The organism is Candidatus Reidiella endopervernicosa, from assembly GCF_013343005.1.
In the GTDB taxonomy this organism is placed as follows: Bacteria; Pseudomonadota; Gammaproteobacteria.
Window position 1 is genome coordinate 1,314,083 of the sequence record NZ_CP054491.1, and the last position, 13,475, is coordinate 1,327,557.

At 56.5% G+C, this 13,475-nt stretch carries 13 protein-coding genes and 1 pseudogene; 4 read left to right on the plus strand and 10 right to left on the minus strand.

The genetic code is table 11. From position 1 onward, the window contains the following. Positions 1 to 14 precede the first annotated feature (14 nt). Positions 15 to 218: a hypothetical protein gene (locus tag HUE57_RS07470; RefSeq protein WP_174672974.1), complete on the minus strand. Its 204-nt coding sequence runs from the start codon at positions 216 to 218 to the stop codon at positions 15 to 17. A 215-nt stretch (positions 219 to 433) separates the two neighbouring features. Between HUE57_RS07470 and rng the strand changes: the two genes are divergently transcribed. Genes rng through HUE57_RS07490 form a run of 4 tightly spaced genes read left to right on the plus strand, consistent with a single transcriptional unit; the run spans position 434 to position 6,952 of the window. Next, on the plus strand, positions 434 to 1,894 hold the full coding sequence (gene rng / locus HUE57_RS07475; protein ID WP_078483186.1) for a ribonuclease G: 1,461 nt from the start codon (positions 434 to 436) through the stop codon (positions 1,892 to 1,894). 22 nt (positions 1,895 to 1,916) lie between these two features. Beyond that, complete coding sequence (locus HUE57_RS07480; RefSeq protein ID WP_174672975.1) at positions 1,917 to 5,753, plus strand: YhdP family protein; 3,837 nt, start codon at positions 1,917 to 1,919, stop codon at positions 5,751 to 5,753. Positions 5,754 to 5,801: 48 nt separating this feature from the next. Further along, positions 5,802 to 6,140 carry a hypothetical protein gene (locus tag HUE57_RS07485; protein WP_078483184.1) on the plus strand — a complete coding sequence of 113 codons (339 nt, stop codon included), beginning with the start codon at positions 5,802 to 5,804 and terminating at the stop codon, positions 6,138 to 6,140. 2 nt (positions 6,141 to 6,142) lie between these two features. Then, a complete protein-coding gene (locus HUE57_RS07490) occupies positions 6,143 to 6,952 on the plus strand; it encodes a carbon-nitrogen hydrolase family protein (RefSeq protein ID WP_078483183.1) in 810 nt (269 codons plus the stop codon). Between the two features lie 13 nt (positions 6,953 to 6,965). On the opposite strand, the gene mgtE is transcribed toward HUE57_RS07490, so the two are convergent. The 9 genes and pseudogenes from mgtE to ptsN form a co-directional block, all read right to left on the minus strand. Continuing rightward, the gene (mgtE, locus tag HUE57_RS07495) at positions 6,966 to 8,324 is read right to left on the minus strand and encodes a magnesium transporter (RefSeq protein WP_078483182.1); all 1,359 of its coding nucleotides are present in this window, start codon (positions 8,322 to 8,324) and stop codon (positions 6,966 to 6,968) included. Between the two features lie 260 nt (positions 8,325 to 8,584). Beyond that, positions 8,585 to 8,957 (minus strand): annotated as a pseudogene (locus HUE57_RS07500) (putative PEP-binding protein); the annotation flags it as partial. 31 nt (positions 8,958 to 8,988) lie between these two features. Next, the gene (locus HUE57_RS07505) at positions 8,989 to 9,210 is read right to left on the minus strand and encodes a hypothetical protein (protein WP_174672976.1); all 222 of its coding nucleotides are present in this window, start codon (positions 9,208 to 9,210) and stop codon (positions 8,989 to 8,991) included. Then, the gene (gene ptsP, locus HUE57_RS07510; RefSeq protein ID WP_174672977.1) at positions 9,171 to 10,496 is read right to left on the minus strand and encodes a phosphoenolpyruvate--protein phosphotransferase; all 1,326 of its coding nucleotides are present in this window, start codon (positions 10,494 to 10,496) and stop codon (positions 9,171 to 9,173) included. Before ptsP ends, HUE57_RS07505 begins: the two co-directional genes overlap by 40 nt. A gap of 34 nt (positions 10,497 to 10,530) precedes the next feature. Continuing rightward, positions 10,531 to 10,800: an HPr family phosphocarrier protein gene (locus HUE57_RS07515; RefSeq protein WP_078483180.1), complete on the minus strand. Its 270-nt coding sequence runs from the start codon at positions 10,798 to 10,800 to the stop codon at positions 10,531 to 10,533. Continuing rightward, a complete protein-coding gene (locus HUE57_RS07520; RefSeq protein WP_078483179.1) occupies positions 10,793 to 11,203 on the minus strand; it encodes a PTS sugar transporter subunit IIA in 411 nt (136 codons plus the stop codon). Before HUE57_RS07520 ends, HUE57_RS07515 begins: the two co-directional genes overlap by 8 nt. Continuing rightward, positions 11,203 to 12,060, minus strand: coding sequence for an RNase adapter RapZ (gene rapZ, locus HUE57_RS07525; RefSeq protein WP_078483178.1), 858 nt, complete (start codon positions 12,058 to 12,060; stop codon positions 11,203 to 11,205). The genes HUE57_RS07520 and rapZ overlap by 1 nt, the downstream gene beginning before the upstream one ends. Next, entirely contained in the window at positions 12,057 to 13,001 is a 945-nt protein-coding gene (gene hprK / locus HUE57_RS07530) for an HPr(Ser) kinase/phosphatase (RefSeq protein WP_078483177.1), read from the minus strand. Before hprK ends, rapZ begins: the two co-directional genes overlap by 4 nt. Beyond that, positions 12,998 to 13,468 carry a PTS IIA-like nitrogen regulatory protein PtsN gene (ptsN, locus tag HUE57_RS07535; RefSeq protein ID WP_078483214.1) on the minus strand — a complete coding sequence of 157 codons (471 nt, stop codon included), beginning with the start codon at positions 13,466 to 13,468 and terminating at the stop codon, positions 12,998 to 13,000. The genes hprK and ptsN overlap by 4 nt, the downstream gene beginning before the upstream one ends. Positions 13,469 to 13,475: the final 7 nt, after the last annotated feature.

A 13,475-nucleotide genomic window follows, 5' to 3' on the forward strand; every position in this document is an offset into this window, starting at 1 on the left:
TCGACGCCGTCTGCCTATTCGTAGTTGAGAGCGCGAGCGAACGACGGAGAAGATGCAGCAGCGGCTTTATGTCGGCGTAGAGTCACTGAGGGAGTTGTGTAGAGCCGCGAAGAGGTGATTACGCAACGAACGCAGGACGGTCGGCGCCGCAGGCATAAACGGTCGCGTGAAGTTTTTGCTGTTTGCTTGGGCTTGATGCCCAAAACAAACTTTCGCAAAAATAGCGACTCCCCGGAAGAGGCGGAGCCGATTTTGCTGCAGAAGTAGGGTGGAGCCGATTTACGTAGCGCATGTTCCCGTGCACGCGTCCTCGCTGAATCGAGTTGTGCTTGAAATGCGGGCGTATATTCCCCGCCTTCTGCTGTTATCGAACCTGATGAATTCAACGATGTGGCGTTGAGCCGCAACGAAATAGCATTTAGAGCCCTGGTCCATGAGTGAAGAGATCCTAATTAACGTCACCCCGCAAGAGACACGTGTTGCGGTGGTGGAGAATGGCGTACTGCATGAGCTGCTGATCGAGCGAAGCTCCAAGCTCGGTCTGGTCGGTAACGTCTACAAGGGTAAGGTGTGCCGGGTGCTGCCCGGTATGCAGGCCGCCTTTGTTGAGATAGGCCTGGAGCGCGCCGCCTTTCTGCACGCCTCGGATGTCTTCCAGGTTGAGGGTGAGAACGGTGTTAATGGCCATGCCGCGATTACCGAGCTGCTACGTGAGGGTCAGCAGATCCTGGTGCAGGTGATTAAAGATCCGCTCGGCACCAAAGGTGCCCGTCTTACAACCCACATAACAATCCCTTCCCGCTATCTTGTTTGCCTGCCCGATACGCCTACTGTCGGTGTGTCGCAGCGTATTGAAGATGATGAGGAGCGGCTGCGACTGAAAACGATTGTACAGTCGGCGGTCAGCGACGATGACAACAACGGCTATATCGTGCGTACGGCTGCTGAGGGTGCCGGTGAGCTGGCGCTGCGCTCCGATATCAACTTCCTGCGCAAGCTGTGGCAGGCGATTCGTGAGCGAGCTAAAAATGCTAAATCTGGTGGCCTGGTGCATGAGGATCTGCCGTTAGCACTTCGTATTCTGCGTGATATGCACGGTGTAGAGGTGGAGAAGGTACGTATCGACTCGCGCGAATCGCACCAGCGCCTGATGGAGTTTGCCGAGGAGTATATTCCTGAAATTGTACCGCGTATCGAACCCTACTCAGGGCCGCGCCCGGTGTTTGATCTTTACAATATCGATGATGAGATTCAGAAGGCACTGGAGCGTAAGGTACAGCTCAAGTCGGGCGGCTACCTGATTATCGATCAGACCGAGGCGATGACCACCTTTGATGTGAATACCGGTGCCTATGTCGGTCATCGCAATCTGGAAGAGACGATCTTCCGCACCAATCTCGAGGCGGCACAGGCGATCGCCCGTCAGCTACGACTGCGCAATCTGGGCGGTATCATCATCCTCGATTTTATCGACATGCAGGAGGAGGAGCACAAGCGCCAGGTGCTACGCGCACTGGAGCAGGCACTGTCGAAGGATCACGCCAAGAGCCATATCAGTGAGGTCTCGTCACTGGGGTTGGTGGAGATGACCCGCAAACGCACCCGCGAGAGCCTCGAACATGTGCTGTGTGAGGCGTGCCCTACCTGCGGTGGACGCGGCACGCTGAAGACACCTGAAACGGTCTGTTACGAGATTTTTCGCGAAATCCTGCGCCAGGATCGTCAGTTCGATGTCGTGAAGTTTCTGGTTCTGGTATCCAACGAGGTCTCCGATCTGCTACTCGATGAGGAGTCGACCAGTCTGGCTGAGTTGGAGGAGTTCATCGACAAACCGATTAAGTTTCAGGTCGAATCGCTCTACACCCAGGAGCAGTATGACGTGGTATTGATGTAAGGCTGCGAACGGAACGCATCACTTGGCTGTTAATAAACCCCTTATCAAACCCCTGGCGCTAACCCTGTGGCGTAGCGTGGCGATTGCTGCGCTGGTGTTACTGGTGCTCGCGGCCGTGGCAATTTCGCTGGCACGTTGGTTTGCCCCTCATGTGGCCAGCTATCGCGGTGAAATCGAATCGTGGGTCAGTCACTATCTTGAACAACCCGTTTCGATCGGTGCAATGACCGTCGACTGGCGTGGCTGGGGACCCGATATAGAGCTCAAGGATGTGGTTGTCACCCAGCGCGATGGTGGCACTCTGCAGCTGAAAGAGGCGCGGGTCGGTTTCGATCTGCTGGAGATATTCAGTTCCGGAAAACTCGAACCGAGTGCCCTGGTCGTGATTGGCCTGCGTCTTAAGGCGGAGCGTCGTGCAGATGGTTCGGTTGTGCTCGAGGGTGTCGAGGGGACAGGGCTTGCCGGTAGTGAGGGTGATATTCCGATCGGCTGGCTACTCTCCAAATCGCGTCTGGAGCTGCGCAAGAGTCAGTTGCACTGGATCGACCACAAGCGTAACGATGACATCACGCTAACTAATCTCAACCTGAGTCTGACCAATGTTGAACAACGCCACCTGCTCAAGGGGGCGGTTGAGTTGCCACAGGAGTTGGGCGGCAAGCTGGGTTTTGCCGCAGAGCTGAATGGGGCGGCGGATAGGCCGAAGCAGTGGCGCGGTGTTGGATATCTTCAGGCAGCCGATCTGGCGATGACCGACTGGATGCGTGAACTGCTTCCACCCTGGTTTGATGTTGCGGGGCGTAGCGATCTTGATCTCTGGGGTGAGTGGCGTGATGGCCGATTGGTGCAGATCAGCGGTGAGGCTGCACTAGCGGGTATCACACTCTCTGGTGGGCGGCTTCAGGAGCAGCCTTCGTTGGCGCTCGATAGCGTTGCTGGGCGTTTTCTCTGGCAGCGTGAGCGAAGTGGCTGGCGTCTCGATGTCGATCATTTTTCGTTGGCACGTGATGAACACAGCTGGCCACAGACGGGCTTCAGTTTTCGCCTGCTGAATGGTGAAGGTGGTTATGAGGCCGAGGGTGGTTTCGAGTGGTTGCGTCTCGATGACGTTGCCGACATTGCGCTGCATCTACCACTACTCGATGAGAACCTGACCCAGGGTATTGCGGGGCTTCAACCGGCGGGTGACATCAAAGATTTTAAACTGAACTTCCAGCAAAACCGTGACCAGCCAGAGCTACGCTACCGTGCTGAGTTTGAAGATCTCGCCGTGGCCAGCTGGCAGGGTGGGCCGGCTCTGTCGGGGCTGAGTGGTTCTATTCAGGGAGATGAACAGAGCGGCCGGGTGGCGCTAAAAAGCAGTGCCTCCGATTTTGATCTGCAGCCGTTATTCCGTTCCGCACTGCATGCCGATCAGCTCGAGGGTGAGCTACTGTGGCGCTACTTCCCCGACCATCTGCATCTTCAGGCGGAGCGCATTACGCTCGCCAATGCCGATATCACTACCCTGAACCGTTTCTCTATCGATATACCCTTCGACTTTAACCACACTCCATTTCTCGATCTGCAGACCAGTTATGAGGGAGGAGACCTGAGCCAGGTGGGTCCCTATCTACCGGTGGCGATCATGCCGGTCGATGCCGTCTCATGGCTCGATCGTGCCATCGTCAGTGGTGATGCCACCTCCGGTAGTGTGCTGTTTCACGGCTCACTCTCGGCCTTCCCCTACGATCGGGGTGAGGGGCGACTGTCTGTTGTCACCAATATCTCCAACGGCGTGCTCGACTACACCGAAGGGTGGCCACGTATCGAAGAGCTTGAGGGACAGCTCCGTATCGATGGTCGTTCACTGGCAGTCGATGCCGAGTCGGGCAAGATTTTAAATAATGATATTGGTGAGACCCTCGTTACCATCGACGACATGTTGGCCGCGAAGCTGGTGGTTGATGGCAATGCCAGTGGTGATCTGGCCGAAATGTTCCACTTCCTGACTGAATCACCGATGGCGAGCGACTATCGTGAGCTGCTTGACGATCACAGTGGTCGTGGTAAGAGCCAGCTACACCTCGGCCTCTCACTGCCACTCGATGATAGGGATGAGCCGATTTCAACCCGGGTTGCACTCAAGCTTGAGGGAGCAACGATCCGCTCCAAGGCGTGGCAGGGTGAGCTGAGCGCCATTAATGGCACAGTCCGAATCGGCAATGACGGGGTACAGGCCAAAGGCGTTAAGGCGAAGCTTTTTGGTCGTGATGTGGCGGTGGATATTACGGCCCCCGAGGGCAAGGCCCGCCAGATTAAGGTAACGGGTCGTTTTGCTGTGACCGATCTGCCCGGTACGGCTGAGGTTAAACCCTATGTGTCAGGTGAGAGTCGCTGGCATGCAGAGCTGAACATGCCGCCACTCGATAACCGCAAGCGCGACAATAAGCAGGGCGTGCTGCGTCTAAGCTCGTCACTCGATGGTCTGGCACTCAAACTGCCACCTCCGTTTGAAAAAGCGCGAAAAGGAGAGCGGAACCTATCGATTGAGCTGCCTATCAACGGTCAGCTACGTGAGCTTAAGGTCGATTATGCCGAGCGGGCGAGTGCCCGACTACAGCTTAAGGCGCTAAAGCAGGGCTTTGAGCTACTCGGAGGACGTCTCCATCTGGGGGCTGGAAAAGCGACCACCTCGGAACGAGATTTCTACCTTGGTGGTGAGCTGGAGCAGTTTGATCTGGATCGTTGGCTCGCATTTGTCAGGGAGATTGTTGGTGAAGGGGAGTTTGAGATCCCCGAGCTGCTTGCAGCGATCGATGTAAGGGTCGAACAGTTTCTCGGCTTCGGACGTGAATTTCATAACGTCGCTATACAGTTGGAGCGGGAGCGTCGTGAGTGGTTGTTGATGGTTGACTCAACCGAGGTGAAGGGGGCGGTGGTAATACCCCAGCCGTTTGGTAAGCACGATTTGTTGAGGGTTGAGCTTGAGCGCATGAGACTCGCACGGCTAGAGGATGATAAGCAGGATGAGATTCCCGATCCGCGCAAGATTCCATCACTGCACGTTAACTGTCAGCAGTTTAGCCTGGGCGATATCGAGTTTGGTGAGATGACGCTACGTACCCGGCGTCGAGATAACGGTCTCCATCTGGAGCGGCTGGAGCTGAAGTCAGAGGTGCAGCGTCTCACCTCAAGTGGCGACTGGACCCTGCAGCAGGGGCAGCATCGCTCCAAATTCAAGATCGAACTTAACGGTGATGATGTGGGCGAGATCCTCGATGTCTGGGGTTATGCCGTCAATATGAAGGATGGTCGGGTCAAGGCACGTATCGACGCCGCCTGGAATGGCTCTCCCAGCCAATTCTCATTGCAGCGCATGGAGGGTTCGTTATGGTTGAAGATCTTTGATGGTCGACTACTCGATATTGAGCCCGGTGTTGGGCGCGTATTTGGCCTGCTCGGCGTACATACCCTGCCTCGTTGGCTGACTCTCGACTTTGGTGATCTGTTCAAGAAGGGTTTCAGCTACGACAACATCAAGGGCAAATTTATCCTCAAGGATGGTATCGCGCAGACCAGAGATCTGCGCATGGATGGCTCTTCGGCGTTGATTGAGATCAAGGGCCGGGTCGGCCTGATTGAGGAGAGCTATGATCAGCGCGTCACGGTAACACCGAAGTTGACCTCAAGCCTGCCGATTGCAGGTGCCATCGCAGGTGGCCCTGTTGCCGGTGCAGCCCTCTGGGTGGCCGATAAGATCTTTGGTAATAAGGTGAATGAGATGAGCCAATCACGTTACACAGTTGTCGGTTCGTGGGATGAGCCAGAGATCACCAAGATCGAAACAGGTAAAGGAGCTCCGGTGGAGGAGCGTTAAGGCGCGACTTGACTGTCGATTTAGACATTTATGGTATGCTCAATCCCCATGATTCGTGCGCTGTTTTTACTCCTGATCGCTACCCTCTCCACACCTCTGCTGGCGGGTGATAATGTCGTTGTTATCGACCCAGAGGTGTGGGCGGTACCACGCCACGGTGAGACGATTCTCAAACTTGATGGCCTACAGGAGCAGATGCTGCAGCTTGATGAAGGGCAGCTGATTACCGTCCACTATCCCGACCATGAAGAGGGGCTGCTGTGGGCCGAAGAGCTTAAGGGGTGGCTGATCTCGTTTGGTCTGCCCTCGTCTCGAATTACACTAAATACAATTGATGTGAACGAAGAGTCACTCAAGATCTTCTTTGAAAAATCGACTGGAAACTAAGCATGAGTAGAGTTACAGCAGTACAGATGGCCTCTGGGCCGAAAGTGAATGCCAATCTGTTGGAGGCGGAACGTCTGATATCGACCGCTGCCAAACAGGGTGCCGATCTGGTTGTGCTGCCTGAGAACTTTGCCCTGATGGGTAATAGTGAGAACGACAAGGTTAAGCTGCGAGAGGTGGAGGGTGACGGTCAGATTCAAACCTTCCTTTCGCGACAGGCGGCCAAACATGGTGTCTGGTTGGTGGGCGGTACGATACCGCTGGTAGCGGAGAGCGAGGATAAGATACGAGCCGCCTCGTTGCTCTATAACGACAAGGGTGAGCAGGTCGCCCGCTACGACAAGATTCACCTCTTCGATGTACATATCGAAGAGAGTGATGAGCATTATGTGGAGTCAGAGACGATCGAGGCGGGCGATCAGGTGGTGGTGGTCGATACCCCGTTTGGTCGTCTTGGCCTGACCATCTGTTACGACCTGCGTTTTCCTGAGCTGTTCCGCGCTATGCTCGACCAGGGGGTGGAGCTGATCGCGATTCCCTCCGCCTTTACCGCCATCACCGGTAAGGCGCACTGGACGCCGCTGGTGCGATCACGGGCGATCGAGAACCTTAGCTATGTGATTGCGGCGGCGCAGGGTGGCTACCACGCCAGTGGTCGTGAGACCCATGGTGACAGCATGGTGGTCGATCCGTGGGGTGTGGTGCTCGATCATCTGCCACGCGGTTCGGGTGTGGTGGTAGCCGATGTTGATCTCGATCGTCTGCGTCAGGTCCGAGAGCGCTTCCCGGCGATAGAGCATCGCCGTATCTAAACGTTACGAGCGCTTAGAGCAGGAATAGTGAACCCAATCCGAGAAATGCGATAAAACCGACCACGTCGGTAATGGTGGTCAGCATCACTGTGCCGGCCAGCGCCGGGTCGATACCGACGCGACGTAGCAGCAGCGGAATCGCAAAGCCGGCAAAGGCGCCACTGAGCAGGTTGATGATCAGTGCCGCAGCGATGATAAAGCCGATCACGACATCCTGGAACCAGAGCACCACCACTCCCGCCACCACCAGAGACCATAACAGGCCATTGAGGGCAGCAACTGCCAGCTCGCGCAGCATGATCCAGCGCGCATTACTCTCACCAATCTGTTCCAGTGCTATACCGCGAATGATTAAGGTTAGGGTCTGACTCCCGGCAATACCCCCCATGCTGGCTACAATCGGCATCAGTACGGCCAGTGTGACGACCCGTTCCAGGGTCGCCTCGAACAGCCCGATCACCCAGGAGGCGAGAAAGGCGGTCAATAGATTGACGCCGAGCCACACGGCGCGTCGTCGCGAGCTGGCAATGACCGGGGCGAACATATCCTCCTCGCCACTCAGGCCAGCACGGCTCATCACGGTGTGATCGGCCTCGTCACGAATGACATCGACCACGTCATCGACGGTAATACGCCCCAGCAGCTTGCCGGTCTCATCGACAACCGGGGCTGAGATCAGGTCGCGGTGCTCAAACAGGCTGGCGACGCCGGTAGCCGGCATGTTGGCCCAGATCGCCTCGATATCGCTCTCCATTACCTCGGCTACGGTAGCCGTAGCATCCTGGGTCAGCAGGCTACTCAGGGGCAGCAGGCCGAGATAGGTGTCGAAACGGTCGACCACAATCAGGCTATCGGTAAGCTCCGGGATCTCGCCGCGCAGGCGCATGTAACGCAGCACCACATCAAGGGTGACGTCGGCACGGACGGTGACGGTATCGAGATTCATCAGACCGCCAGCACTATCTTCAGGGTAGGAGAGTACCGCCTCGAGGCGCAGTCGATGCTGCTTGTCCATCGATTGCACCACCTCACTGCTCACAACCCCGGGCAGATCCTGGATGATATCGGCCAGGTCGTCGGTATCGAGTCCTTCGGTGGCGGCGACCAGTTCGTCGGTCTCCATGTCGCGAATTAGACCGGCACGAACCTCGTCGTTGACGTGCAGCAGCACCTCACCGTCGTTTTCGCGATCAACTAGCTCCCACACCACCTCACGCTGTTCGGGTGGCATCGATTCAAGCAGGTGGGCGATCTCAGCCGGGTGGAGGGTGTTGAGCATCAACCGAACCTTGAGCAGCGTGCCGCTCTGCAGCGCCTCGGTAAGGTTCTGCAGGTGGGACCGTTTCGACTGCTTGTCGATCTGTTCGGACATCGGGAGCTACGCCACTCCAGTCGTTGTTGTGCTTATTGAGGCGGGCAGGTGATCGTTGTGGTGACGATCATTACACCGCTGCGCAGTTTAACAACTGGGTCGGGTGGCAGGAAGTGAGTTGGAGAACTATTTGTAAATTTTGGTCAGGTGGATCTCTGCTTAATCGCCATTGATCTCGGTCAGCAGGCGCTCGATCTGCTCAGGTGAACCACGTTGAATGCGTCGGTTAACCTTCGCTTCAAACTGAATGACATTGGCGCTGTTGATCGCCTGCTTCTGCTCCAGCAGCGCTGAGGGCTGCATACTGAACTCGGTCAGGCCGAGTCCGAGCAGCAGTCGGGCGTAGTGGGGGTCACTCGCCATCTCACCGCACATGGAGACTGGAATCTTCGCGCCACGGCCCGCCTGCAGGGTGAGTTGGATCAGACGCAGTACGGCGGGATGGAGTGGATCGTATAGATAGTTGACGCTGTCATCGATACGGTCGATAGCCAGCGTGTACTGAATCAGATCATTGGTGCCGATCGATAGAAAATCGAGGTGCTTGGCGAAGTTGTGTGCTGAGAGTGCAGCGGCAGGTATTTCGATCATGCCGCCGATGGCGATCTGCTCATCGAAGGGCAACTGCTCACGCTGACCGCCATGGAGAGCGAAGTGAGGGCGGTTAGTCCCCGATAGTCGACGCCGTCTGCCTATTCGTAGTTGAGAGCGCGAGCGACGACGAAGAAGATGCAGCAGCGGCTTTATGTCGGCGTAGAGTCACTGAGGGAGTTGTGTAGAGCCGCGAAGAGGTGATTACGCAACGAACGCAGGACGGTCGGGGCGCCGTAGGCATAAACGGTCGCGTTAAGTTTTGCTGTTTGCTTGGGCTTGATGCCCAAAACAAACTTCGCAAAATAGCGACTCCCCGGTCGCGCAGTTCGTTTTGACCTGTTCAATCAGCTGTCGGGTCTGGATGACCTCCTGCAGGGTGGAGATCATCGGCAACATAATGCGCACCGCACCGCTGGCAGAGGCGCGCAGAATGGCGCGCAGCTGTGGTCGGAACAGCCCCGGTTCATTGAGACAGAGTCGAATGGCGCGTAATCCCAGTGCCGGGTTGCTGCAGAGACGTTTTGTGAAGTGGCAACCGTCGACCTCTTTGTCGGCACCGAGATCGAGGGTGCGAATAGTGACTGGCTGTCCCTTCATCGCCTTGACCACGCTGTGGTAGGCCTCGAACTGCTGCTCCTCATTGGGTGTGTCGCTGCGGTTCATATAGAGGAATTCGGTGCGGAATAGCCCTATACCATCGGCACCGATACGTTTGATCAGACGGATGTCCTCCGGCAACTCGGCATTGGCCAGCAGGGTGATCTTTCGACCATCAAGAGTGATCGCCGGTTTCTGTTTGAGCTTGGCCAGTCCGGCTTGAAAACGTTTCTGCTCACGTTGCTGCTTGCGGTAGTGCTTGAGCGTACGAGCATCGGGGTCGACGATGATCGCACCCTGTTTACCATCGATGATGATCTGATCGCCGTCGAGGATGTAGCGTGAGGCGTTGTGGCAGCCGACAATGGCGGGGATCTGCAGGCTGCGGGCGAGGATTGCGGTATGAGAGAGGGGGCCGCCCGACTCGGTGATAAAGGCGGCGATCTCCATGCTCTGCATCAATACAGTGTCGGCTGGGGTGAGATCATCGGCGATGATAATGGCCCCCTGTAGATCCTCCTCGTCACTGCTGTCGCTCTCATGTGATAACAGGGTGCGCATGATGCGGCTGATAACGTGCTCTACATCATCCTTGCGGGTACGCAGATAGGGATCATCCATCTGATCAAAGATTGCGACCAGTGCGTCGCGCTGTCCTTTCAGTGCCCACTCTGCATTGCGTGCATCGCTGCGGATCATGCGAATTGGTTCGTCACGCAGCATCGCATCATCGAGCATTAGTAGATGGGTATCGATGAAGGCGGCAATGTCGGTGGGGGTGTTACTCGGGATGCGACGTCTTATCGCCTGTAACTGCTGCTTGGAGGTCTGTAGTGCCTTCGTGAAGCGCTCGACCTCGGCTTCGATGGCCTTAGGGGCAAGCGCATATTCGGGGATCTCGAGCTTACCCCGCTGGATCAAATGAACCTTGCCGATAGCGATTCCGCGTGAGACGCCGATGCCATTCAGTGCAAGGCTCATGCTAACTACCCCACCCTCTGTGGCAGAGGTCTGTTCATTGTTCCTCTCCGAAGCGCTGCTGGATCAGCTGCTCGAGGGTGTCGATGGCAGCCACCTCATCACCGCCGTTCGCCTTCAGCGTCAGTAGTGTGCCTTTGCTGGCGGCGAGCATCATCACACCCATGATGCTCTTGCCATTAACCTCCTGACCTTCGCGCTCAATAGTGATTTCACTCTCAAAGGCGGAGGCGCTGGTAACAAACTTTGCTGCGGCACGGGCGTGAAGCCCGAGCTTGTTGATGATAGTGACCTGCTGTTCAAGCATCCTGATCGGGCTCCTGCATCTTTTTGCAACGAATGACGCCATCCTGCCCGCCGCTGACCGCCTTCTCAGTTAGCATCTGTAGATTAAGATCGGAGTAGTTGAGCACCCGAATTACCATCGGAAGGTTGACACCGGAGACGACGCGGGCCTCAATGTCGACCGCCAGTCGGTTGGCAATATTGCTGGGCGTTGAGCCGTAGATGTCGGTCAGGATCAGCAGGCCATCGCCCTGATCCAGCTCTGCAATGGTGGCGTGTGCCCCGCAAATAATCTGCTCTGGATCATCGTCGCGATCGATGGCCAGGGCGTAACAGGGCATCGGCAGATTGCCGAGCATGGTGCGAGCCGTGCTGAGCAGTTCATTTCCGGTGCGGTTGTGAGTAATGAGTAGTAGACCGACCACTAGCCGAGCTCCCGATGGTTAATCAATATATTGTCGCGCTGCTGCTCGAAGTGTGTAGCGAGCTGTTCGACCAGATAGACCGAGCGATGTTGTCCGCCAGTGCAGCCAAGTGCAATGGTCATATAGCTGCGATTATCACCCTCGAACTGCGGAATCCAGGCGTGCAGGAACTGCTGTAGCGAGTCGACCATATCCGCCACCTTGGAGTCGCGACCGAGAAACTCGGCGACCGGCTGATCACATCCGGTAAGTGGTCGCAGGTGTGCCTCCCAGTGGTGGTTGGGCAGGCAGCGCACATCGAAGACGAAATCGGCATCGGCGGGTACGCCATGTTTAAAGCCGAACGACTGGAACATCAGGGACATGCCCTGCTTGTCACTGCGATGTACCCGTTTGCGAATCAGATCGCGGAGCTGGTGGATGTTAGTACGTGTGGTATCGATGGTGAGACTGGCGCAGGCTGAGATCGGCTCCAGTAGCTGGCGTTCTAGTTTGATCGCCTCGGCCAGAGAGCGTTGATCGCGAGTCAGTGGGTGTCGGCGGCGCGTCTCGCTGAAGCGTTTTAGCAGGGTCTCATCGTCGGCCTGCAGGAAGATGATTTCGAATTCGATCTCCTGCTGTGAAAGCTCCTTGAGTGTGTCGGAAAAACGCACCAGATCTTCGGTGCGATTGCGTGCGTCAATGCCGACGGCGGAGTATTGCTGCATCTCGGCTGGTGCGTTTTTAATCTCGGCCGCGTAGGCAGGCAGTAGTCCAATCGGCAGGTTGTCGATGCAGTAGTAGTCGAGGTCCTCAAGCGCATGCAGCGCAATACTCTTACCCGATCCGGAGAGGCCGCTGACGATGGTCAGGCTCATTCCTGCTTTTCCATAAAGCGCTGCTGACGATCGATAAAGGTCTGGCTGGCATTGATCCCCTTCTGTGTTAGCAGGTGGTTACGTACCGCCGCCTCAACCAGCACCGAGAGGTTACGTCCCGGTGCGACTGGCAGAGTGATCTCAGGGATGTCGATATTGAGCAGTTTTCGTAGGCGCTGATTGCCGCGCAGTCGATCGATCTTCTGCAGCTCCTCATCACTCAGGACCGCGAGATTAATAATCAGACGCAGATATTTTCCCTGTTTGATGGCGCTGTCACCGTACATTTCACGAATGTTTAATACGCCGAGACCGCGTACCTCGAGAAAGTCCTGCAGCACGTGGGGACAACTGCCGCTGATGATATCGGGTGCAATGCGGGCGAACTCGGGCGCATCGTCGGCAACCAGGCGATGACCACGGGTAACCAGCTCCAGTGCCAGCTCGCTTTTGCCTGAGCTGCTGGGACCGGTAATCAGCACGCCACTACCCATGACCTCCATGAAAACACCGTGCAGGGTAATGCGTTCGGCCAACAGGTTGGTCAGGTAGTACTGCAGACGACTGACCAGATCGTGGCTGGCAAAGGGTGTGCCGAGCAGGGGGGTGCAGTGCTCATCGGCCAGTCGTTGGAAGCTCTCTGGTGGGATGAGGTTGTCGGTGACAATAGTGATCGAAGTCTGTTCGGAGAAGAGCTGCTTGAGGATGTCCTCACGCGAGTTCTTGCCTAGGCTAGCAAGAAACTCCAGCTCCTCTGCGCCCAGTACCTGAATCGGGTTGGGGTGGATGACATTGAGATGCCCCACCATCGACGAGCCGGTGGCATGCAGGGTATCGGTTTCGATCTTGCGCTCTTCACCACAGGCGCCCGCCAACCACTGCAGTGATAACTTCTCATGCAGGTTATCAAAAAGGGTGCGTGTGGAGATGGCATTGCTCATGCGCTCTGGCGACTCTCCTCCCAGTGGGATATGAGTTTGAACAGTCCTTCACAGCTGACAGCCTCGCGCAGCTGCACTCGTAACGACTCGTTGCTAAAGAGCATAGCCAGCCGAGAGAGAATCTGCAGGTGTTCGTCGGTTGATTCGGCGGGTACGACCAGTGCGAACAGCAGGTCGACCGGAGCACCATCATTGGCGTCGAAATCGATCGGCCGGTGCAGTTTGATCAGTGCGCCCAGTGTCTCCTCACCACCCTCAATACGGCAGTGGGGGATTGCTACACCGTGGCCAAGCCCGGTGCTACCCAGACGTTCGCGCTCAATGAGCTGATCGAATACCCGGTTTGGGTCGAGTGAGGGAGAGTCTTTGGCAATCAGCTCGCTCAACAGCTCCAGTGCGCGTTTCTTGCTGCCTGCTTCGGCATCACAGTTGACGCGCGACTGGTCTAGTAAATCGGTTATGTGCATCTTTCTA

What these genes read in the sequence shown, in the direction of transcription:
- rapZ (WP_078483178.1), bottom strand. Translation starts at nt 12,060, where the DNA reads ATGAGCCTGACCATCGTCAGCGGCCTCTCCGGATCGGGTAAGAGTATT.
- mgtE (WP_078483182.1), bottom strand. Translation starts at nt 8,324, where the DNA reads ATGTCCGAACAGATCGACAAGCAGTCGAAACGGTCCCACCTGCAGAAC.
- HUE57_RS07515 (WP_078483180.1), bottom strand. Translation starts at nt 10,800, where the DNA reads ATGCTTGAACAGCAGGTCACTATCATCAACAAGCTCGGGCTTCACGCC.
- hprK (WP_078483177.1), bottom strand. Translation starts at nt 13,001, where the DNA reads ATGAGCAATGCCATCTCCACACGCACCCTTTTTGATAACCTGCATGAG.
- ptsP (WP_174672977.1), bottom strand. Translation starts at nt 10,496, where the DNA reads ATGAGCCTTGCACTGAATGGCATCGGCGTCTCACGCGGAATCGCTATC.
- ptsN (WP_078483214.1), bottom strand. Translation starts at nt 13,468, where the DNA reads ATGCACATAACCGATTTACTAGACCAGTCGCGCGTCAACTGTGATGCC.
- rng (WP_078483186.1), top strand. Translation starts at nt 434, where the DNA reads ATGAGTGAAGAGATCCTAATTAACGTCACCCCGCAAGAGACACGTGTT.
- HUE57_RS07490 (WP_078483183.1), top strand. Translation starts at nt 6,143, where the DNA reads ATGAGTAGAGTTACAGCAGTACAGATGGCCTCTGGGCCGAAAGTGAAT.
- HUE57_RS07485 (WP_078483184.1), top strand. Translation starts at nt 5,802, where the DNA reads ATGATTCGTGCGCTGTTTTTACTCCTGATCGCTACCCTCTCCACACCT.